General features: G+C 70.7%; 19 protein-coding genes. 17 read left to right on the forward strand and 2 right to left on the reverse strand.

The features are described from left to right. The first annotated feature begins 25 nt into the window (after positions 1-25). The 14 genes from uvrC (at position 26) to ACH4U8_RS18660 (ending at position 16896) form a co-directional block, all read left to right on the forward strand. Positions 26-2128, forward strand: coding sequence for an excinuclease ABC subunit UvrC (gene uvrC / locus ACH4U8_RS18595; RefSeq protein ID WP_379988048.1), 2103 nt, complete (start codon positions 26-28; stop codon positions 2126-2128). 24 nt (positions 2129-2152) lie between these two features. Then, positions 2153-3046 (forward strand): RNase adapter RapZ, encoded by an 894-nt coding sequence (gene rapZ / locus ACH4U8_RS18600; protein ID WP_360305218.1) that lies wholly within the window; start codon positions 2153-2155, stop codon positions 3044-3046. Continuing rightward, positions 3043-4008, forward strand: coding sequence for a uridine diphosphate-N-acetylglucosamine-binding protein YvcK (gene yvcK, locus ACH4U8_RS18605; RefSeq protein WP_360305220.1), 966 nt, complete (start codon positions 3043-3045; stop codon positions 4006-4008). The genes rapZ and yvcK overlap by 4 nt, the downstream gene beginning before the upstream one ends. Further along, entirely contained in the window at positions 3999-4979 is a 981-nt protein-coding gene (gene whiA, locus ACH4U8_RS18610) for a DNA-binding protein WhiA (RefSeq protein ID WP_020553580.1), read from the forward strand. Before yvcK ends, whiA begins: the two co-directional genes overlap by 10 nt. 131 nt (positions 4980-5110) lie before the next feature. Further along, entirely contained in the window at positions 5111-6355 is a 1245-nt protein-coding gene (locus tag ACH4U8_RS18615; RefSeq protein ID WP_395778796.1) for a GNAT family N-acetyltransferase, read from the forward strand. Between the two features lie 179 nt (positions 6356-6534). After that, positions 6535-9759 carry a M14 family zinc carboxypeptidase gene (locus ACH4U8_RS18620; RefSeq protein WP_360305224.1) on the forward strand — a complete coding sequence of 1075 codons (3225 nt, stop codon included), beginning with the start codon at positions 6535-6537 and terminating at the stop codon, positions 9757-9759. Between the two features lie 142 nt (positions 9760-9901). Continuing rightward, positions 9902-10447 (forward strand): hypothetical protein, encoded by a 546-nt coding sequence (locus ACH4U8_RS18625; RefSeq protein WP_395778798.1) that lies wholly within the window; start codon positions 9902-9904, stop codon positions 10445-10447. Between the two features lie 198 nt (positions 10448-10645). Continuing rightward, positions 10646-11650, forward strand: a complete 1005-nt coding sequence (gap, locus tag ACH4U8_RS18630; RefSeq protein WP_360305228.1) for a type I glyceraldehyde-3-phosphate dehydrogenase — start codon at positions 10646-10648, stop codon at positions 11648-11650. 114 nt (positions 11651-11764) lie between these two features. Then, complete coding sequence (locus ACH4U8_RS18635; RefSeq protein WP_360305230.1) at positions 11765-12952, forward strand: phosphoglycerate kinase; 1188 nt, start codon at positions 11765-11767, stop codon at positions 12950-12952. 5 nt (positions 12953-12957) lie between these two features. Continuing rightward, a complete protein-coding gene (gene tpiA / locus ACH4U8_RS18640; protein WP_360305232.1) occupies positions 12958-13761 on the forward strand; it encodes a triose-phosphate isomerase in 804 nt (267 codons plus the stop codon). 263 nt (positions 13762-14024) lie between these two features. After that, positions 14025-15692, forward strand: a complete 1668-nt coding sequence (locus ACH4U8_RS18645) for a hypothetical protein (RefSeq protein ID WP_360305234.1) — start codon at positions 14025-14027, stop codon at positions 15690-15692. Continuing rightward, on the forward strand, positions 15689-16036 hold the full coding sequence (locus tag ACH4U8_RS18650; protein ID WP_395778800.1) for a hypothetical protein: 348 nt from the start codon (positions 15689-15691) through the stop codon (positions 16034-16036). The genes ACH4U8_RS18645 and ACH4U8_RS18650 overlap by 4 nt, the downstream gene beginning before the upstream one ends. Before the next feature lie 126 nt (positions 16037-16162). Continuing rightward, positions 16163-16399 carry a preprotein translocase subunit SecG gene (gene secG, locus ACH4U8_RS18655; protein WP_026218871.1) on the forward strand — a complete coding sequence of 79 codons (237 nt, stop codon included), beginning with the start codon at positions 16163-16165 and terminating at the stop codon, positions 16397-16399. 209 nt (positions 16400-16608) lie between these two features. After that, positions 16609-16896 (forward strand): RNA polymerase-binding protein RbpA, encoded by a 288-nt coding sequence (locus ACH4U8_RS18660; RefSeq protein WP_020553570.1) that lies wholly within the window; start codon positions 16609-16611, stop codon positions 16894-16896. 140 nt (positions 16897-17036) lie between these two features. Here ACH4U8_RS18660 and ACH4U8_RS18665 read toward each other — a convergent pair whose 3' ends face one another. Continuing rightward, the gene (locus ACH4U8_RS18665; RefSeq protein WP_395778802.1) at positions 17037-18401 is read right to left on the reverse strand and encodes a hypothetical protein; all 1365 of its coding nucleotides are present in this window, start codon (positions 18399-18401) and stop codon (positions 17037-17039) included. A 296-nt stretch (positions 18402-18697) separates the two neighbouring features. Between ACH4U8_RS18665 and ACH4U8_RS18670 the strand changes: the two genes are divergently transcribed. The 3 genes from ACH4U8_RS18670 to ACH4U8_RS18680 are packed head-to-tail and all read left to right on the forward strand — an operon-like array spanning position 18698 to position 20808. Beyond that, positions 18698-19288 (forward strand): hypothetical protein, encoded by a 591-nt coding sequence (locus ACH4U8_RS18670; RefSeq protein ID WP_395778804.1) that lies wholly within the window; start codon positions 18698-18700, stop codon positions 19286-19288. Between the two features lie 60 nt (positions 19289-19348). After that, positions 19349-20158, forward strand: a complete 810-nt coding sequence (locus ACH4U8_RS18675; RefSeq protein ID WP_395778806.1) for a MerR family transcriptional regulator — start codon at positions 19349-19351, stop codon at positions 20156-20158. Between the two features lie 2 nt (positions 20159-20160). Then, complete coding sequence (locus ACH4U8_RS18680; protein ID WP_395778902.1) at positions 20161-20808, forward strand: GyrI-like domain-containing protein; 648 nt, start codon at positions 20161-20163, stop codon at positions 20806-20808. 73 nt (positions 20809-20881) lie between these two features. Here the strand turns inward: ACH4U8_RS18680 and ACH4U8_RS18685 are convergent, their stop codons facing one another. After that, entirely contained in the window at positions 20882-21241 is a 360-nt protein-coding gene (locus ACH4U8_RS18685) for a hypothetical protein (protein ID WP_360305244.1), read from the reverse strand. Positions 21242-21281: the final 40 nt, after the last annotated feature.

Genomic DNA, 21281 nt, shown 5'->3' on the forward strand with positions numbered 1-21281 from the left:
TGGAGCCAGCACATAGGGTGGAGAAATGGACCCGTCGTCGTACCGGCCCGCGCCCGGCCAGATCCCGACGTCGCCCGGTGTGTACCGGTTCAGCGACGAGCACGGGCGCGTCGTCTACGTCGGCAAGGCGAAGAACCTGCGCGCTCGGCTCTCGTCCTACTTCCAGGACCTGGCCAACCTGCACCCGCGCACCCAGAGCATGGTCACCACCGCCGCCGCGGTGGACTGGACCGTGGTCGGCACCGAGGTCGAGGCGCTCCAGTTGGAGTACTCCTGGATCAAGGAGTTCGACCCGCGCTTCAACGTCAAATACCGCGACGACAAGAGCTATCCCTCGCTCGCGGTGACGCTGAACGAGGAGTATCCCCGGGCCCAGGTGATGCGCGGCCCGCACCGCAAGGGAGTGCGCTACTTCGGGCCCTACGGGCACGCGTGGGCCATTCGCGAGACGCTCGACCTGCTGCTGCGGGTGTTCCCGGTGCGCACGTGTTCGGCCGGTGTGTTCAAGAACGCCCGCCAGGTCGGCCGCCCGTGCCTGCTCGGCTACATCGGCAAGTGCGCGGCGCCGTGCACCGGCAAGATCTCCGCCGAGGACCATCGGGCGCTCGCCGAGGACTTCTGCGAGTTCATGGCCGGCCGCACCGGGCCCTACATCAAGCGGGTCGAGCGCGAGATGAAGCAGGCCGCGCAGGCGATGGAGTACGAGAAGGCGGCCCGACTGCGGGACGACATAACGGCGCTCACCCGGGCCCTGGAGAAGAACGCGATCGTCTTCGGCGACGGCACCGACGCGGATGTGATCGCGCTGGCCGAGGACGAGTTGGAGGTCGCCGTCCAGATTTTCCACGTGCGCGGCGGCCGGGTGCGCGGTCAGCGCGGCTGGGTCACCGAGCGGGTCGAGGACGTGGACACCGCCGACCTGGTCGAACACTTCCTCCAGCAGCTCTACGGCGAGCAGCGCGGCGAGGCCGTGCCGCGCGAGGTGCTGGTGCCCGCGCTGCCCGCGGACACCGCGGCGCTGACCCAGTGGTTGTGCGAGCTGCGCGGCGCCAGGGTGGAACTGCGGGTGCCGCAGCGCGGCGACAAGAAGTCGCTCCAGGAGACCGTGCAACGCAACGCCGCACAGGCGCTGAACCTGCACAAGCTGCGCCGGGCCGGCGACCTGACCGCCCGTTCGCTCGCGCTCCAGCAACTGGCCGAGGCGCTGGAGATGGACACCGCGCCGCTGCGCATCGAGTGCTTCGACATCTCGCATCTGCAGGGCACCGAGGTGGTCGCCTCGATGGTGGTCTTCGAGGACGGGCTGCCCCGTAAGAGTGAATATCGGCGGTTCGCGATCAAGACCTTCGAGGGCCAGGACGACCCCAGGGCGATGCACGAGGTGCTGACCCGGCGGTTTCGGCGGTACAAGGCGGATCTCGCGCGCGACGCGGTGGCCGACGCCGATGCGGCCGCGGTCGGCGACGACGACGCGGACGCGGCGCGGAACGGCGGCCCGATCGACCCGGAGACCGGTCGGCCCAAGCGCTTCGCCTACCCGCCGCAGTTGATCGTGGTCGACGGCGGTCAACCCCAGGTGGCCGCCGCGGTGCGGGCCCTGGAGGAGGCGGGCGTGGTCGACGTCACCGTGTGCGGGCTGGCCAAGCGGCTCGAAGAGGTGTGGGTGCCCGGCGAGGACGACCCGGTGGTGCTCCCGCGCAGCAGCGGCGAGGCGCTGTTGATGCTCCAGCGCATCCGGGACGAGGCACACCGCTTCGCGATCACCTATCACCGGTCCAAGCGGTCCAAGACGATGACGGCCAGTGCGCTGGACGACGTCCCCGGGCTGGGCGCGACCCGCCGCAAGGCGGTGCTCGCCCACTTCGGCTCGCTCAAGCGACTGCGCGCCGCCGGCATCGAACAGATCACCGAGGTGCCCGGCATCGGTCGGGCCACCGCGGCGGCGATCGTGGCGGCGCTCGCCACCCGGGCGCCCTCGGCCCCGGCGGTGAACACCGCCACGGGCGAGATCATTGAAGACGACGCCGACGTTGTGCGGGAGGAGGCCGTCGACGCCGACGAGGCGGTCCCGGTTGTACCCCCGAGGCAGGAACCAGCAGGAGGAAGCGTTGAACTCGCCCAGCCGTAGGTGTGCCACGCACCGGGGGGACGCATGAGTACCGAGATCACGAGCACGGCGGTCGAGGGCACTCCGGAGTTGGTGATCATCTCCGGCATGTCCGGCGCCGGTCGCAGCACCGCCGCCAAGGGCATGGAGGACCTCGGCTGGTTCGTGGTGGACAACCTGCCGCCGTCGCTGATCCCGGCGATGGTCGACCTCGGCGCCCGCACGCAGGGGGCGGTGGCGCGGATAGCGGTCGTCGTCGACGTGCGCGGCCGGACCTTCTTCGACGATCTGCGCTCGGCGCTGAGCGAGCTGGACGCGGCCGGCGTGGTGCGTCGGATCGTCTTCCTGGAAGCCTCCGACGACGTGCTGGTGCGGCGTTTCGAGGGAGTGCGCCGACCGCACCCGCTCCAGGGCGACGGGCGCATCCCGGACGGCATCGCCCGCGAGCGCGAACTGCTGCGCGAGCTGCGCGGCGAGGCCGACCTGGTGATCGACACCTCCGACATCAACGTGCACCAGCTCCGCGCGAAGATGGACGACCGGTTCGCCGGTTCCGGTGAGCCGCAGCTGCGCGCCACGGTGATGTCGTTCGGCTTCAAGTACGGCCTGCCGGTGGACGCCGACCTGGTCGTCGACTGTCGCTTCCTGCCCAACCCGCACTGGATCCCGGAGCTGCGCCCGCACACCGGCATGGACGAGGCGGTCAGCCGCTATGTGTTCGACCAGCCCGGCGCCAAGGAGTTCCTGGACCGGTACGCCGAGCTGCTGCGCATCGTCACCGAGGGCTACCGGCGCGAGGGCAAGCGCTTCGTGACGCTCGCGGTGGGCTGTACCGGCGGCAAGCACCGCAGTGTGGCGATGGCCGAACGACTGGCCCGCCGGCTTACCGAGGACGGCCTGGACACCGTGCTCGTGCACCGCGACATGGGCAGGGAATGAGCGGCCCCAAGGTGGTCGCGTTGGGCGGCGGACACGGGCTCTCGGCCTCGCTGGCGGCACTGCGCCGGCTCACCGACGACCTGACGGCGATCGTCACGGTCGCCGACGACGGGGGCTCCAGCGGGCGGCTGCGCAAGGACCTGGGCGTGTTGCCGCCCGGCGATCTGCGGATGGCGCTGGCCGCGCTGTGCGGCGACGACGAGTGGGGGGTGACCTGGAGTCGGGTCATCCAGCACCGTTTCCGCCGCGAGGGCGAGCTGAACGGGCACGCGGTGGGCAACCTGCTCCTGGTCGGCCTGTGGGAACTGATGGACGATCCGATCGCGGCCCTGGACTGGATGGGTCGGCTGCTCGGCGCGCACGGGCGGGTGTTGCCGATGTCGGCGGTCCCGCTGGACATCGAGGCGGACGTGGCCGGGCACGACCCGGCCCGGCCGGACGAGATGTCCGTGGTGCGCGGCCAGGCGCAGGTCGCGGTGACCCCGGGCGACGTGCACGGGATCCGGCTGCTGCCGGCGGATCCGCCCGCCGTGCCGGAGGCGGTCGCGGCGGTGCGTGACGCCGATTGGGTGGTTGTCGGGCCCGGCTCCTGGTTCACCTCGGTGTTGCCCCACCTGCTCGTTCCCGAGCTGGCGACCGCTTTGGTGGAGACCAAGGCCCGGCGGCTGCTCGCGTTGAATCTGGCCCCGCAGCCGGGCGAGACGGCGGGTTTCTCGCCGCAGCAGCACCTGGAGGTGCTGGCCGCCCATGCTCCCGGGCTGACCTTTGACATCGTCCTCGGCGACCGCGACCGTGTGGAGGATGTACCGGGCCTGGAACGGGCCACGGCGGCGCTCGGCGGACACGTGCACCTGGCCCCCGTTTCGGCGGTCGACGGCACCCCGCGACACGACCCGGAACGGTTGGCCGCAGCCTACGGCCGGATCTTCGTCGATCGTGAAAGGATCGCTCCATGGCGATGACGGCAGCAGTGAAGGACGAGCTCAGCCGCCTCCCGGTCACCCGGTCGTGCTGTCGCAAGGCGGAGGTCTCCGCGCTCTTGCGCTTCGCGGGCGGACTGCACATCGTGGGCGGGCGAATCGTCATCGAGGCGGAGTTGGACACGGCGATGGCCGCGCGCCGCCTGCGCAAGGACATCCTGGAGGTCTACGGGCACAGCTCGGACCTGGTGGTGGTGGCCCCCGGCGGGCTGCGCAGAGGCAGCCGCTACGTGGTGCGGGTCGCCGTCGGCGGCGACCAGTTGGCCCGGCAGACCGGCTTGCTGGACGCGCGCGGACGGCCGGTACGGGGCCTCCCGCCGCAGGTCGTCTCCGGCGCGACGTGCGATGCGGAGGCCGCCTGGCGCGGCGCGTTCCTGGCGCACGGTTCGCTCACCGAGCCCGGTCGCTCCTCCGCCCTGGAGGTGACCTGCCCCGGTTCGGAGGCGGCGCTCGCGCTGGTCGGCGCGGCCCGTCGGCTGGGCCTGGCGGCCAAGTCGCGCGAGGTGCGCGGGGTGGACCGGGTGGTGGTCCGCGACGGCGACGCGATCGGCGCGCTGCTCACCCGGCTGGGCGCGCACGAGAGCGTGCTGGCCTGGGAGGAGCGGCGGATGCGCCGCGAGGTGCGGGCCACCGCGAACCGGCTGGCCAACTTCGACGACGCGAACCTGCGCCGCTCGGCCCGCGCGGCCGTGGCGGCGGGCGCGCGCGTGCAGCGGGCCCTGGAGATCCTCGGCGAAGAGGTCCCGGAGCATCTGGCCGCGGCCGGCAAGCTGCGCCTGGACCACAAGCAGGCGTCCCTGGAGGAGCTGGGCGGGCTGGCCGAGCCGCCGCTGACCAAGGACGCGGTCGCGGGTCGGATCCGGCGACTGCTGGCGATGGCCGACAAGCGGGCGGGCGAACTGGGCATGCCCGGCACCGACGCCGGCCTGTCGGTGGACATACTCGTGTCCTGACCGGGATCGGGCCCGGCGTGCGCCGCCGAAAACCACTCGAAGGCGTCGAACCGCGAGACATAGGGTCTCCGGGTCGGCGCCTTCGTCCGTGTTCGGAGGAAGGCCGCGCACGCGAGGAAGGAACCACCGCAGTGGACATCCGCACGATCGGCGAGGAAGACATCATCCCGTGGACCGCCGCCCTTGGCATCGGGTTTCTCCGAGTCCCCGACGACAACAAGGACAACCGGGAGAAGCGGCTCGCGCACTGGCGCCAACGGGTCGACTTCTCCCGGACGCGCGGCGCCTACGACGGCGATCGTTGTGTCGGTACCTTCCGTAGCTTCGCCACCGGTCTGACCGTGCCCGGCGGGGCGATCGTGCCGGCGTCGGCGATCACCAACGTCACCGTCTCGGCGACCCACCGCCGGCGGGGCCTGCTCACCGAGATGATGCACCTGGATCTGGCGGACGCCGCCGCGCGCGGCGAGGCGCTGGCCATCCTGATCGCCGCCGAGTACCGGATATACGGCCGGTTCGGCTTCGGCGTGGCCACCGACTATCAAAAGTTCAGCCTGGACACGTTGCGCACCGACTTCGTGCCGGACGCGCCGGTCGAGCCCGGCGCCCGGATCGAGCTGATCACCCCCGAGGAGGTGATCGAGCTGGGTCCGCCGCTGCACGAGGAGTTCCGCCCGATGCGGGCCGGGGCGATCGAGCGCACCCCGCTGTGGTGGCGGTTGTACACCGGGCTGGAGCCGTCGCCGATCAATCCGGTGCCGGGCCGCTTCTACGCGGTGTACCGCGATCCGTCCGGCAAGGTGACCGGGATGGTGGGCTACCGCACCGACGACCACTGGGAGGAGTTCGTACCCAAGGTCACGCTGACCGTGGACTCGTTGCTCGCGCTCACCCCGGCGGCCGAGATCGCGCTGTGGCGATTCTGCGTGAACGTCGACTACGTCAACCGGGTCGAGGGGCCGGATCGCAGTCCCGACGAGTTGTTGCCGCTGCTCGTGCGGGACCCGCGGGCGATCACCACGCAGACGCGCCGCGACTTCGTGTGGGCGCGGATCCTGGACGCGCCGGCCGCGTTCTCGGCGCGCACCTACGGCACGCGCGATCGGCTCGTGGTCGAGGTGCACGACGACCTGGGCCACGCGGCGGGTCGGTTCGCCATCGACGGCGCGGCCGAGCAGGCGCGTTGCGTGCCGACCGGGGATCCCGCGGATCTGGCCCTGGACGTCGCCACGCTGGGTGCGCTCTATCTGGGCTCGGGCTCGCCGGTGCGGCTCGCGGCGGCCGGTCGGATCTCCGAGCGCACGCCGGGTGCGGCGGAGCGTGCCGAGGCATTGTTGCGCACTGCGCGTGAACCGTGGTGTCCCGACTGGTTCTGATCACTATGCGGAATCTTTGCGCGTAGCATTGACCAAATATGACCGTGCGTCAGGTCTCGTGTACCACACGGTAGTTGCCGTAGCATGCGCAACACCCGGGCGCAGGAGTCACGTTTCGTACCTTGAGGTCGTGGTTTCGCGCCGTCCCTATGCACGCCGAACCCACGACTGGGGGGTCGATGAGGCGTCATCGTTCCAGGGGCACCACCACACGAGTCCGGATCGGCATCACGGGAGTCGCGGCGCTCTCGCTGGCACTCGGTCTGTTGACCGCAGCGCCGGCGAGCACCGCGGCACCTGCCGACAATCCGGGCTCCTACCCCGAAGTGACCAGTGCACCGCCGGAAGCAAAGCTTCCTCCGGCGGGCGATGCCGGTCTGCGGTCCTACACGATCACGGCCGACGCCGCACAGGTGAAGCAGATCTTCGACCTGGGCGTGGACCGACACGAGACGAAGACCACCAGGGCCGCCGACGGCAAGGCCAAGCTGGAGGTGATCCTGGGCGAGCCCCAGGCCGCCAAGCTGCGTGCCGCCGGCATCTCCCTGGAGGCGAAGTCCCAGGCGGCGAACCGATCGGGCGCCGCCGCCGCGGGCGTTTTCCGCAAGTACAGCGGCCCGAACGGCCTCGGCGCCGAGCTGGTCCAGCTCGCCAAGGACCACCCCGACATCGCCAAGACCGTCAGCATCGGCAAGACCGTGCTCGGGCAGGACATCCTCGCGGTCAAGGTGACCAAGAATGTCCGCACCAGCGCCGACGGCTCCAAGCCCGGCGTGTTGTACATGTCCAACCAGCACGCGCGCGAGTGGATCACGCCGGAGATGACCCGCCGGCTCCTGCACCACTACGTGGACGGCTACGGCAAGGACGACGAGGCCACCAAGCTGGTCACGGACAACGAACTGTGGTTCGTGATCTCGGCCAACCCCGACGGCTACGACTGGACCTTCCAGACCGATCAGCGGTTGTGGCGCAAGAACCTGCGCGACAACAACGGCGACGGTGTGATCACCGCCGGCGACGGGGTCGACCTCAACCGCAACTTCGACTACAAGTGGGGTTACGACAACGAGGGTTCCTCGCCCGACCCGCTGAACGAGACCTACCGGGGCACCGGTCCCTCCTCCGAGCCGGAGACCCGGGCGATCGAGGGCTTCGCCAAGCACATCAAGGCGGAGTTCGTGGTCAACTACCACTCCGCCGCGCAGCTCATCCTGTACGGCGTCGGCTCCCAGGTGGCCACGCCCAGCCCCGACGACGAGATCATGGTCGCGCTCGCGGGCGACGACGCGCACCCGGCCGTGCCGGACTTCGACCCCGACCTGTCCGCCGAGCTGTACGTGACCAACGGTGACACCGACGGGCAGATGAACGAGGCGTACAAGACGTTGTCGTTCACCCCGGAGATGTCCACCTGCGCCACGGCCGCCGGCTACCTGCCGGACGACCCGTACACGGTCGACAACTGCGGCAGCATCTTCAGCTTCCCGAACGACGAGACGCTGGTTCGGATGGAGTACGACAAGAACCAGGCGTTCGCGCTGTCCGTGGCCAAGTCGGCCAAGGACCCGGACGACCCGGTCTCCTCGGTCGGGCGCAAGGCCCCCGACCTGGTGGCCGACCGGTTCGAGCACTCCTTCGCCGAGGACCACGACGACCAGCCCGTCGCGGTGATCGCCAAGCGCTCGCTGACCAACCGCAAGCTCAACTACCGCGTCAACGGCGGCCCGGCCAAAACGGCGGGCGTCAAGGAGTGGAAGGGCGGCGAGCGGTACGGCGAGCAGGGCTCGGCCTACTACGCCGAATACCGGGGCGACATCAAGAACGTGCGCACCGGTGACCGGATCGAGGTGTGGTTCACCGGCGACAAGGCCGGCACCGGCAAGGTGGAGAGCGATCGCTTCACCTTCACGGTGGAGAGCGGCATCGCCGAGAAGACCGAGACGCTGGTCCTGGCCAACGAGGACTACAAGGGCGTCAACCCGACCTACCCGCCGAACACGGTCGGCCCCAAGTACGCACAGCAGTACGTGGACGCGCTCGCGGCCAACGGTGTCAAGGCGGCCGTCTACGACGTGGACAAGTTCGGCGCGCCGCACCACCTCGGGGTGCTCTCGCACTTCAAGGGCGTGTTCTGGTACCTCGGCGACAACCGACTGACCCAGGACGCGGCCCGGGAGAACACCGACTTCCGCGGCCGACCGGTCAAGGACGCCCAGGTCACCCCGCTGGTCCAGGAACTGACCGTCAACGTGCGCGACTTCCTCAACGAGGGCGGCAAGCTCGCCTACCTCGGCGAGACCGCGAGCTACTACGGTCCCCTGCGCAGTGCCGCCGGCGGTGGCATCTACTACGGCCTGAACGGGCACCCGGACCAGCCCTGCAAGGTCGTTCAGGACGCGACGAGCGAATGTCTGATCGTGTCGGACGACTTCAGCCAATACTGGCTGGGCGCGTACGACCGGTCGGCGACCAACGGCGCCACCGGGGTGGTCGGTTCGGCCGCACCGCTCCAGGGCATCGACAAGGCGCTGCCGGGCACCGCGTCCAACCCGCTGAACGAGGCGGGCGGGTTCCTGCCCACCAGCGCGATCCTGACGCCGGACAAGTTCCCGCTGTTCGACAGCCGTTCGGTGGCGACCTACTCGGGCAACACGTCCGGGCCGTACTCGCCGGCCGAGGGTTCGTGGTACATCAACGGTCTGCACTCGGACAACGCGTACAAGCGACTGACCCGCACGATCGACCTCACCGGGGTGACGGCGGCGGACGCGGCGAAGCTGACCGCGCAGTTCTCGTACGACACCGAGCTCAACTGGGACCACGCGCTCGTCGAGGCGCACACGGTCGGCGGCGACGACTGGACCACGCTGCCCGACCTCAACGGGGGGACCACCACCCAGGTGCCCGACTCGTGCGAGGGCGGCGACCTCGTCGCCACCCACCCGCAGTTGAAGCACTACCTGACGGTGGCCAACCCGAAGTGCCTGCCCACCGGCAGCACCGGTGCGTGGAACGCGTTCACCGGCAGCTCGAACGGCTGGAAGCCGGTCGCCTTCGACCTGTCCGCGTACGCGGGCAAGAAGGTCGAGGTCTCGATCGCGTACGTGAGCGACGCGAACACCGGTGGCACCGGGATGTTCGTGGACGACGCCAAGGTCGTCACGAGTGCGGGCGTGGTGGACGCCGAGGGCTTCGAGGCCGGGCTGGGTCCGTGGACCCTGGCCGCCCCGCCGCCCGGTGACCGCTCGCTCGTGGGCTTCACCCGCAGCCAGGCCGCGTTCGGTTCGTCGGTGATCGCCACCGACGACACCATGCTCTTCGGCTTCGGCCTGGAGCAGTTGGCCACCGCGGACGACCGCAAGGTGGTCGTCGACCGGATCCTGCGGGAGCTGTACAAGTAGGCGCCGATGATCACGGTGTGTTGATCGGCGAAAAGCGGTAGCCGAACGATGGCCCCCGGCGGAGACTTCTCCGCCGGGGGCCATTAACGTCTGTGCGCACACGCGAGTTCCCGCGTGTGCACTTTTTTCGGGGGGAATCACCTTGAGCAACAACGCGCCCGGTCCTTGGGGGCCGCCGCCGAACCAACCCGGCCCGGGTCAGTGGGGGCAGCAACAGCCGGGCCCGCCCGGGCCGTTCGGGTCGGGGCCGTATGGCGGTCCGCCGCCGCGGCAGCCGAACCGGCAGGGCAACGCGGGCCTGGCCATCGCGGCCGGGGTGGTGGCGATGCTGGTCGGCGCCGGGGTGTACGGCGTGATCGTCAAGTCGCTGGAAATCCGGAGCACCTGGTTCGGCGTGGGTGTCGCGGCGCTGATCGCGTTCGCGGTGGGGCGGATCGGTGGACGCAACCCGGTGCTGCCGTTCGTCGCGGCGCTGTTCGCGCTCGTGGGGGTCGCGCTGGGGCAGCTCACCGCGGTCACCCTGTTCGTCGGCGACGAACTGGACATCTCGGTGCTCGACGTGATCTCCGACTTCGGCAGCGAACTCGTCGACGGTTGGACGGAGACGCTGGACTTCCAGGACTTCCTCGTCTTCGTCTTCGCCGGGGGCGCGGCCTTCGGAATCACCAAGTCCGTCGGCGAGAAGTGACCGCATTTTCGACCACCCGTTGATCCGCTTTTCCGATGGTCCGTCCCGCCTCGGGCACTTTGCGCAGCAAGCCTGCGTGAAGGTGCCCGGGGCGTCACGGTAGGGTCGGACATGGCCGGGGATATCGCAGATTCCACTGACCATCTCCTCGGCCATTCACCATCAGGGCATTCGGCGTTCGACAGAGGAGATCGGTTCGTGACGATCCGGGTAGGCATCAACGGATTCGGCCGTATCGGCCGCAACTTCTTCCGCGCGGCGCTGGCCTCGGGCGCGGACTTCGAGATCGTCGGGGTCAACGACCTCACGAACATCGCGACCCTGGCCCACCTGCTGAAGTACGACAGCATCCTCGGCCGGATCGGCCAGGAGGTCACCTACACCGACGACGCGATCACCGTCGGCGACAAGACCTTCAAGGTCATCGCCGAGCGCGACCCGGCCGCTCTGCCCTGGGGCGAGCTGGGCGCGGACATCGTGATCGAGTCCACCGGCATCTTCACGGACGCCGAGAAGGCCAAGAAGCACATCGAGGCCGGCGCGAAGAAGGTCATCATCTCGGCTCCGGCCAAGAATGAGGACGTCACCATCGTGATGGGCGTCAACCACGAGAAGTACGACGCCGCGGCGCACACGATCATCTCGAACGCCTCCTGCACGACGAACTGCGTCGCGCCGATGGCCAAGGTTCTCCTGGAGAACTTCGGCCTGGTCAAGGGCATGATGACCACGGTCCACGCGTACACGAACGACCAGGTCATCCTGGACTTCCCGCACTCGGACCTGCGCCGTGCGCGGGCCGCCGCGACCAACATCATCCCGACCTCGACGGGTGCCGCCAAGGCCACCGCGCTGGTCATCCCCGAGCTCAAGGGCAAGCTGGACGGCATCGCCATGCGCGTCCCGGTCCCCACCGGCTCGGTCACCGACCTGGTCGTCGAGCTGGAGCGCGAGGTGACCCGCGACGAGGTCAACGCCGCCTTCCAGAAGGCCGCCGAGGGCGCGCTCAAGGGCTACCTGACCTACACCGAGGACCCGATCGTCTCCTCGGACATCGTCACCGACCCGTCCTCGTGCACCTTCGACTCGGGCCTGACCATGGCCCAGGGCAAGCAGGTCAAGGTCGTCGGCTGGTACGACAACGAGTGGGGCTACAGCAACCGTCTGGTCGACCTGGTCGGCTACATCGGTGGTCAGCTCTGACGGTGCGGCACACGCACCGATGACGCTTGACGATGCGGGCCCGGGTGACACGTCGTCACCCGGGCCCGTTTCTGCAACCCCCACCCGTTTCCTCCAGCCAAGGACGAATCGAACTTGAAGACCATCGACGACATCGAGGTATCCGGTAGGCGCGTCCTGGTGCGCGCCGACCTCAACGTCCCGCTCGACGGCGGGCGGATCACCGACGACGGTCGGATCCGGGCGAGCGTGCCGACCATCGAGGCCCTGGTCGCGCGCGGCGCCAAGGTGATCGTGTGCTCGCACCTGGGCCGGCCCGAGGGCGCTCCCGAGCCGCGGTTCTCGCTCGCCCCGGTCGCCGCCCGGCTGGGTGAACTGCTGGGCGCCGACGTGGCGTTCGCGACCGACACGGTCGGCGACAGCGCCCGGACCACGGCCCTGGGGCTCGCCGACGGCGAGGTCGCGCTGCTGGAGAACCTGCGCTTCAACCCGGGCGAGACGGCCAAGGACGACGCCGAGCGCGGTGCCTTCGCGGACCGCCTCGCCGAGCTCGCCGACGTCTACGTCGGCGACGGCTTCGGCGCGGTGCACCGCAAGCACGCCTCGGTGTACGACGTGCCGGCCCGGCTGCCGCACGCGGTCGGCGGCCTGATCGCCACCGAGTTGGACGTGCTCGAGCGGCTCACCGAGAACGTGCAGCGTCCGTACGCGGTGATCCTGGGCGGGTCGAAGGTGTCCGACAAGCTCGGCGTCATCGACAGCCTGCTGGACAAGGCGGACCGGATCCTGGTCGGCGGCGGCATGGTGTTCACCTTCCTGGCCGCGCAGGGCCACGAGGTGGGCAAGTCGCTGCTGGAGAAGGACCAGCTCGACCGGGTCCGCGAATACCTGGCCCGGGCCGAGGCGGGCGGCGTCGAGTTCGTGCTGCCCGTCGACGTGATCGCGGCCACCGCGTTCGCCGCCGACGCGGACCACGCGGTGGTCTCCGCCGACGCCATCCCGGCCGACCGGCTGGGCCTGGACATCGGTCCGGCGTCCGGCGAACTGTTCGCGGACAAGCTCGCCGACGCGCAGACGGTGTTCTGGAACGGCCCGATGGGCGTGTTCGAGATGGAGCCGTACAGCCACGGCACCCGCGCGGTGGCGCAGGGCCTGATCGACTCCGACGCGTTCACCGTGGTCGGCGGCGGCGACTCGGCCGCGGCGGTGCGCACCCTCGGCTTCGACGAGAACGCCTTCGGTCACATCTCGACCGGTGGCGGCGCGAGCCTGGAATACCTCGAAGGCAAGTCCCTGCCCGGTCTCGAAGCCCTGGAGGGCTGATCCCGATGTCTGCGCTCAACGACAACACCGGCCGCATCCCGCTGATGGCGGGCAACTGGAAGATGAACCTCAACCACCTCGAGGCCATCTCCCTGGTGCAAAAGCTCGCGTTCACCCTGAACGACAAGGACTTCGACCGGGTCGAGGTCGCGGTGCTGCCGCCGTTCACCGATCTGCGCTCGGTGCAGACCATGGTCGACGCGGACAAGCTGCGCTTCAGCTACGGCGCGCAGGACATCTCGCAACACGAGGGCGGCGCCTACACCGGCGAGATCGCCGGGTCCATGCTCGCCAAACTGAACTGCACCTACGCGCTGGTCGGCCACTCCGAGCGGCGGCAGTACCACGCCGAGGACGACACCGTGGTGAACGCGAAGGCGCACGCCGCCTATCGCAGCGGCCTGGTGCCGATCGTGTGTGTCGGCGAGGGCCTGGACGTACGCAAGGCGGGCCGGCACGTGGCCCACACGCTCGCCCAGGTCGAGGGTGCGCTCAAGGGCATCACCGCCGAGCAGGCCGAGTCCGTGGTGATCGCGTACGAGCCGGTCTGGGCGATCGGCACCGGCGAGGTGGCCACGCCGGATGACGCGCAGGAGGTGTGCTCGGCGATCCGGGCCAAGCTCGCCGAGCTGTACTCGCCGGAACTCGCGGACCGGGTGCGGGTGTTGTACGGCGGTTCGATGAAGCCCGGCAACGTGGCCGGGCTGATGGCGCAGCCGGACGTGGACGGCGGCCTGGTCGGCGGGGCCTGCCTGGCCGCCGAGGAGTTCGCGCAGATCGTCCGCTACCAGGAGAAGAAGGCCGGCTGACGGCCGAGGCCGGTTGATCCGGGCATCACGAAAGGGCCCGGAGCGGGATGCCGCTCCGGGCCCTTTGCGATGCCCGGAACCGGTCGTCGCCGGCCGCCGGCCGGAATCGTTCGTTCCCCATAAACCCGGCGCAACTATTTCCATTCCGCTTGCCCCTCCCGTAACGGGTGACTGACCATAAGTCATCGCCAAGTGGCCGGTAGTCGCCCCTTCAGGGTGGATCGGCCGGCCGACCCCAGGGGGTCCGGGTGCCATTTCCAGACATGTCCAGAACCGGGGATACCGGTGCCACGCGATATCTGTGCACGGGCGCGGAGATCGACGAGCGGTTCGCCGCACGGGTGATCGAGGAGTTGTGGGAGAACGCGCACCGCGACCGGGCGCCGTCCTACGGATACAACGAACAGGCGGTCCTGGAGCATGCGTTGGCCGCACGGCGGCGGCGCATCCTGCGCGACGTGATCGCGTTCCTGGTGCCGGCGGTGATGTTCCTGATCGGCTTCGGCTTCGCGCCCGGGTTGTTCTGGCTCGCCATTGTGGTCTTCGTCGGGTTGCTGACCGTGCGTTCGGGCGTCGCCGGCGGGGGCGGGGTGCGCGACTTTCGGACCCGGGCGGCGGCGCAGGTGTCCTGGGTGGCGGCGCTGCTGTTCGGGCTGATGTTGTACGTGGCGGGCGGGGACGGCGGCTTCCCGGCGATCGACACCCTGGCGGTGACCGTACTGCCGACCTACGCGGTCGTGGTCTTCGTGGTGTGGATCGAACGCATGCAGCAGCGCGCCACCGTGGTCTCGGATCTGGGGCCGGGGCGGAGCTGGGTGCCGACCCGGCCGCCCGCCGACGGGAGCGGGTACGCCGGGCCGGGGGGTTTGCAGGGGGCGTTGGCGGAGGTGCTGCCGCCGCGACCCACCCATGCGCCCCTCGCCTCGGACACGGTGTTCGTGCCCGCCGCGCCGCCGATCCCGTCCACGGTGCGCTACAGCGGCTACCTGCCGTTCGTCGGCGCCGGCGAACTGGTCGAGAGCTGGACCTTCCCGGTCGAGCTGCGCGGGGCCGAGCCGTCCGTGCTGGACGCGCCGCGCGAGGGCAAGCGGGCGAAGACGGCGTACACCCCGTTCACCGTCGACGAACTCACCGGCGCGATCTGCACGTCGTTCGAGGAGTTGGCCCGGTCCGAGGAGGGTCGGCACCGGTTGTCCGGGCTGAGCGTGCAGATGCACGAGTTCAGCAGCGGGGTGACCGGGGGGCCGGTGCCGCCGCCGGCCGAGGCCACCCGGCGCTACCTGTGCGTGCGGGTGGGCACGTGGTCGCAGGAGGTGGTGGTGTCGGTGCTGATCCGTTTCACGATGGACGGCCGACTGCTGTACACCGAACTGCACGAGCTGGTGCTGCCGCCGATCCGCCCGGACTTCCACGTGGCCGACGAGTGGCTGCACACCGCGGACGCGGCGACGTTGTGGGCGGCGCTGGGCCGCTCGCTGGTGGAGGCCCCGGGGGTGATGGTCTCCTCGGCGGGTCGGCTGATGCGGGTGTGGGCCTCGTGGTGGCGCCGGGCGGGCAATCTGCGGGCGGCCCACGAGCGCGCCGCGCGCAATCTGCCGGTGGACTGCGGCGCCCGGGCCTCGGTGCGCGAACTGGGCGCGTCGGCGAACTACGCCACGTTCTTCCAGAACTCGGACGCGGAGAAGTACCTCAAGCTGATCGAGCGCAAGTTCACCGTATTCGTGCTGGACTTCCTCCAGCGCAAGAACGTGGACGTGACCGAGTATCGCCAACGCAACGAAATGGTCCTGAACAACGGGATCATCCAGCACGTCTCCGGTGACCTGAACAACAGCGGCGCGATCGTCGCCGGCCGGGGCATCCAGGCGTCCGTACGAGGTTCCGGCGGAGCCGGATCGGGCGCACGATCGACAGCGGGAGGTACCACGTGAACAGCGCCGCATCCAACGACGAGGAAGCGGACGAGAGCGAGCCGCGTGGAAACGACGGGATCAGCCTGTCCGGCGGCCCGGTGAGCAACACCGGCGCGATCGTCGCCGGTGGTGACAACCAGGTCACCGTGCGCCGCACCGGGGCGGCCCGGGCCGTGCGCGGTTCCGCTTCCGGACATCCGCTGACCAGCACGGGTGCGCTGGTCGGCGGCAGCGGCCACCGGGTGGAGGTCGAGGACACCGGGGACGTCGAACCGGCCGACCCGGAGCCGGTCGGCGAACCGGGCGAGGGGCCGCACGGGCAGGCGTCGGAGGGGGAGCGGTCCGAGCCCGGTGGGCCGTAATAGTATGATCCGCCGGATTAGCCGAAGGGCCGTACGGCTCCCACTTGCGGGGCGCGGCAGCGTACTCTGTCCGATGGCCGGGAATCCCCGGCCCCCGCGTTCCGCCAGAAGGAGTTGGGCCCGGCCGTGGTCACCGGTTTCTCGATCGCCCTGATCGTCTTCAGCCTGCTCATGGTGCTGTTGGTGCTGCTGCACAAGGGCAAGGGCGGCGGCCTGTCCGACCTGTTCGGCGGCGGCATGTCCTCCTCGCTCGGCGGTTCGTCCGTCGTCGAGAAGAACCTCGACCGCATGACCATCATCGTCGGTGTGTGCTGGTTCGTGACGATCGTCGTACTCGGTCTGCTGCTCAAGAACACGTACTGACAGCGCCGGTTCGGCCGCTGTTTCCACCCGCGCGGTGGCCTTTCTGACGGACTGTCGGAAAAGGCCCACCGCTCGGTTCAACCTTGCGCGGGGCGCACGTACACTGGACGCCAAGCCGCGCAACGGGGGCGCGACCTCAAGGACCAAGGGGAGTTTTTACCGTGGCAAGTGGCAACGCCATCCGTGGGAGTCGGGTCGGCGCCGGCCCGATGGGGGAGGCAGAGCGCGGCGAAGCAGCCCCACGTCTCCGTATTTCTTTCTGGTGCGCGAACAAGCACGAGACGCAGCCGAGCTTCGCGACCGACGCTCAGGTCCCCGAGACGTGGGACTGCCCCCGCTGCGGCCTGCCCGCCGGGCAGGACCAGCACAACCCGCCGGACGCCCCGCGTACCGAGCCCTACAAGACGCACCTCGCCTACGTGCGCGAGCGTCGCAGCGATGCCGACGGCGAGGCGATCCTCGCCGAGGCGCTGGCGAAGCTGCGCGGCGAGCTCTGAGTTCGTGAGCTTCGACCCACCTGTGCGGCCGTAGGGCCGCGGTGGGCAGAGCCGCCGGGAGTCGCGACACACCTTCGGGTGTGTGGTGACGCCCGGCGGCTCTTCTCGTCGTCCTGCCGTGGGTTCGGGTATCCGCGTCGTCAGTCGCGGGCCGGCAGCGCCTCCTGCGGTTCGGGGCGGTGCACCCGGCGGCGGTCGGCCTGGTGCGGGAGCGGGCGTTGGCCGCGTTCGATCCAGGCGGGCAGTTCCTCGCCGGTGGCCGCCATCCAGCGGTTGCGGACCGCGTCGGGATCGGCGCGATGTGCCCGAACCAGGGTGTCCCCGGCCAGGTCGGAGACCCGGTCCAGGTTCAGCGCGGTGCCCACGCCCAGCGCCGCGGCGAGCGGCGGGACCGCGTCGGCGGGTCGGCCCGCCGCCACCAGGACGATGCCGTACAGCGCGTAGGTGACCGGGACTTCGGGACGGCGGGCCAGTACGGGGTCGGCCCGCACCCGTCTCGCCCGCAGCCGGACCGCCTCCTCCAGCGCGTCCACCGCCTCGTCGTGCGCGCCGCCGGCGCTGTGCAGCAGACCCAGGCTCTGCAGCGACGCGGCGAGTTCGTCCTCGCGGCGGCCGGCGGGCGCGTGCTCCGCGCTCGCGTAGCCGCGCCGCACCTCGACCGCCTCGCCGGCCAGCGCGATCGCCTCGGGGCCTCGGCCGAGCCGGGCGAGCAGGGTCGCGTGCCGCAGCAGCACGGCGGCCTGACGGGCCTGCGGCGGGCCGATCCCGAGCAGGCGTTCGGCCTCGGTGAAGGCCGCGAGCGCGGCGTCCGCGGCGCCGGTGGCGGCCAGTCGGCCGGCGAGTTCGTCCAGGGACAGGGCGAGTTCGGCGCGATGCCGCTCGGGGTTCTGCGCGGCGAGCGTGCGAAACAGTTGCACCGATTCGCGCAGCGCGCCCAGCGCGGCCGACTCGTCGCCGTGGTCGCCGAGCCGGGCGCCGAGTTCGCGCAGCGCCAGGGCGAGCAGCGGGCGGTGTGCGCGGTGGTCGAGCGCGGCCAGTCTGCGGGCGTGCTCGCAGGCGCTCGCGGCCACCTTGACCGCGTCCTCGGCCCGGCCGTCGGCCGCCAGCACGGCCGCGAACGCGCGCAGCCCGCCGACCAGTGCGGGGCCGTGTCGGCGGTGGTCCTTGCCGGCCAGCACACCCAGCATCCGCACCGCGGCGCGGGCGGGCGCCGCCGCGTCCGCGTGCCGACCGGCCCGGGTCAGTTGTTGGGCCTTCTCGGTGAGCATCCGCGCCCGGGTCGCCTCGGCGTCGTCGGACTCGGCCGGCGCGGCGGCGTTGCCACCCGGCGGATTCGATTCCGGTTCGGCCGGATCGCGCCCGTCCCGGCGGACGAATTCGACCAAGGGCGGCACGGCGGGCGGGGGTTCGGGCATGGCTCGGCCCGGACACGGCGACTCCTGCTCGCGCCGGTGCCGGTATTCCTCCAGGTGACGCTCATGGCGCCGCAGCCATCCGAACCGCACGGGTCCCACCTCGCCTCTGGTCCCGAAGACCTCCGCGTGACGCTATCGCGAGCGGGCCGCCGACGGGGCCGAACGGGTACGGATCCGGCCACCGTCGGCTCGCCCGTTCGGTGACGGGATGTCGACCGAGCGCTATTTTGCCCCGCCCGATATACACCTTGAACTCCTCTTGACCTTACGCGTGTCGGTTGCCCGGTGAGCGACTTCCAAGATCGCTAATGTGTGCGGGTTCCATCGAAGTGCGGGCGCCTCGCGCCCGGCGTACAGGGGGTTCGATGTATTCGACGACTCGCAGGATGTCGGGTGGGATCACCGCCGTGACGGTCGCCGCGCTCGCGCTGGTCGCGTGCGACACGGACGACAAGGACAAGAAGGACACACCGAAGGCGGCCGACACACCGGCCGCCACGGCACCGGTGGTGGCACCCGCGCCGAGCGGTGCTCCCACCGCCTCCGGCCCGGCGCGTACCCAGGCGCCGAAGTCGGCCAAGCCGTCGGCCGGCGGCGGGAGCGCCGAACCCGGTGACGACTGCGGGCCGCCGCCCGCGGCCAAGGCCGGGCACAGGATCGTGTATCCGATCAAGGCGCCGGCCAAGGACTCGCTGTACTACAAGAACACCAAGTTCGTCTGCGACCCCAACGACGGCCACTACGAGGCGGTCGGCGCCGAGCAGACGCCGCTGGTGTTCGCGCCCAAGGCCACCGGCACACTGGTCGGCCCGCCGGCGAAGAAGGCGGAGTACCTCGGCCAGGTGTGGGACCACATCGACAAGTGCCTGTCCGGGCAGGGCGACGGCGCGAACTCGTGCTCGTCCTTCGGCGCGTACGACGTCACCCTGAACGCGGCCGGCCAGATCACCGACATCAGGGAGATCTTCCACTCCTGATCCGGGGCAACCGCCGCCTCGGCTGGACCCTCCCACCGAGGGAGGGTCCAGCATGACGGCATGCAGGAAGATGAACTGCTCACCATCGGCCGCTTCGCCCGGCTGTGTCGGCTGAGCGTCAAGCAACTACGGCACTACGACGACGTCGGGCTGTTGCGGCCCGAACGGGTGGATCGCGCCACCGGCTACCGCTATTACGCGACCGGCCAGGCCCGGGACGCGCTGACCGTCGCACTGCTGCGCGAGATCGACGTGCCGTTGGCGGTGATCGCCGAGACCCTGGCCGCCCGGGGCACCGACCGCGCACTGGTGCTGCGGGCCGAGCGGGACCGGTTGGCCGAACGCATCGCGCGCGACCGCGAACGGCTGCACCTGCTGGACCGGTTGGCGGCGGACCGCGCGGGCGACCACGAGGTGACCACGACCCACGAGCCCGCACTGCGCCTGACCGCGGTCCGGGCCGGTTGCGGGCCCGCCGACCTGGGCGCGGCCACGGCGGCCTGCGTCACCCGGCTGCTCGGCGCACTCGCGGGCACGCCCTGGACGCCGCCGATCCGCGGCCTGTTCCCGCTCGACCTGGTCGAGGGCATGCGGATCGTGGTGGGCGTGCCGACCGGGACCGGGGACGACCCGCCGGGCACCGAGTCGTCCGTGCTGCCCGAGGGCCCCGCCCTGACCACCGTGCATATCGGCCCCTACGCCCAACTGCCTTTGGCCTACCACGCGTTGCTCGGCCGGATGCACGCCGAGGGGCTGCGTGCGACCGGCCCCGCGCGGGAGGAATACCTGGTGACGCCGAACGAGGCCGACCCGGAGGACCTGACCACTCGGGTGTCGATCCCGATCGAGACCGAGAGGGCCGCCGCGTGAGCATGCCCAGGATCGACTTCAAGAAGACCCACGCGTCGCTGTACACCGCCTCGGCGACGCCGACCCTGCTGCGGGTGCCGGAACTGCCGTTCCTGGCCGTCGACGGGTGCGGCGATCCGGCCGGCGCGGACTACGCGGCGGCGGTCGAGGCGCTGTACGGCCTCGCGTACACGATCCGGTTCGCGCTCAAGGGCGCGGGCATCGTGGAGTATTCGGTACCGCCGTTGCAGGGCCGGTGGTGGACGGACGACCGCGGCGGGTTCGACCACGCCGTCGACCGGGCGCACTGGCACTGGACGATGTTGCTGATGCAGCCCGCACAGGCCGACGAAGCACTCGTGTGCGAGGCCCGCGTCCGGACGGCGAAGAAGAAACCGGCCGCGCCCGTCGACCGGGTGCAACTGCGCCGGATCGCCGAGGGGGAGTGCGCCCAGGTGCTGCACACCGGCCCGTACGACACGGAACACACCACCTTGGACCGGCTGTACACGTTCGTCGCCGCCGAGGGCCGCGAGCCGGCCGGTCTGCACCACGAGATCTACCTGGGCAACCCGGTCCGCACCGCGCCGGAGAAACTGCGCACGATCCTGCGCCAACCGGTGCGCCCGACAGCCGGCCCGAGCCGGCCGACCGGGATCTTGATCGGGTAGGGCGCCGCGCCCGTCCTCGGCGGCCGCCGAGGACGGGCGCGGCCCGGCGTACCGCGGCCGCGCCGTTGCCGCGTCAGCCCTGCGTGCCGCCCAGTTGCGTGCCCGCCATCCGGGACCACTCGTACTTCGTCGTGCGCACCTTGGCCGCGAGGTCGTTCGGGAACTCCTCGTGCAGCGTGACGCCCGCCGCGACGATGGCCGCCCGTGCGATGTCCGGGTTGCGTACGACCTGGTCGCCCCACGCCCCGTCGGTCCCGACGAGCACGATCCGGGTCGCGTCGCGCCCGACATACTCGACGATCGCGTCGCCCCCGCCGCCGTGCGCGGCGGTGAAGCGCTCGATGTGTTTGGCGATCCTGCGCACCTGTCGCTCGACCCGCGCATCCGGGGAACCCGGGTCCGGCGTGGCCGTCGTGGTCTCGGTGTCCGTCATGGCGCCCACATTACCGAGGGCACGTCACCGGATCCGAGCG

The organism is Embleya sp. NPDC020886 (genome assembly GCF_044333915.1).
Taxonomy (GTDB): Bacteria; Actinomycetota; Actinomycetes; order Streptomycetales; family Streptomycetaceae; genus Embleya.

What these genes read in the sequence shown, in the direction of transcription:
- whiA (WP_020553580.1), top strand. Translation starts at nt 3,999, where the DNA reads ATGGCGATGACGGCAGCAGTGAAGGACGAGCTCAGCCGCCTCCCGGTC.
- tpiA (WP_360305232.1), top strand. Translation starts at nt 12,958, where the DNA reads ATGTCTGCGCTCAACGACAACACCGGCCGCATCCCGCTGATGGCGGGC.
- ACH4U8_RS18660 (WP_020553570.1), top strand. Translation starts at nt 16,609, where the DNA reads ATGGGGGAGGCAGAGCGCGGCGAAGCAGCCCCACGTCTCCGTATTTCT.
- ACH4U8_RS18675 (WP_395778806.1), top strand. Translation starts at nt 19,349, where the DNA reads ATGCAGGAAGATGAACTGCTCACCATCGGCCGCTTCGCCCGGCTGTGT.
- ACH4U8_RS18620 (WP_360305224.1), top strand. Translation starts at nt 6,535, where the DNA reads ATGAGGCGTCATCGTTCCAGGGGCACCACCACACGAGTCCGGATCGGC.
- ACH4U8_RS18680 (WP_395778902.1), top strand. Translation starts at nt 20,161, where the DNA reads ATGCCCAGGATCGACTTCAAGAAGACCCACGCGTCGCTGTACACCGCC.
- rapZ (WP_360305218.1), top strand. Translation starts at nt 2,153, where the DNA reads ATGAGTACCGAGATCACGAGCACGGCGGTCGAGGGCACTCCGGAGTTG.
- uvrC (WP_379988048.1), top strand. Translation starts at nt 26, where the DNA reads ATGGACCCGTCGTCGTACCGGCCCGCGCCCGGCCAGATCCCGACGTCG.
- ACH4U8_RS18670 (WP_395778804.1), top strand. Translation starts at nt 18,698, where the DNA reads ATGTCGGGTGGGATCACCGCCGTGACGGTCGCCGCGCTCGCGCTGGTC.
- yvcK (WP_360305220.1), top strand. Translation starts at nt 3,043, where the DNA reads ATGAGCGGCCCCAAGGTGGTCGCGTTGGGCGGCGGACACGGGCTCTCG.
- ACH4U8_RS18685 (WP_360305244.1), bottom strand. Translation starts at nt 21,241, where the DNA reads ATGACGGACACCGAGACCACGACGGCCACGCCGGACCCGGGTTCCCCG.
- ACH4U8_RS18645 (WP_360305234.1), top strand. Translation starts at nt 14,025, where the DNA reads ATGTCCAGAACCGGGGATACCGGTGCCACGCGATATCTGTGCACGGGC.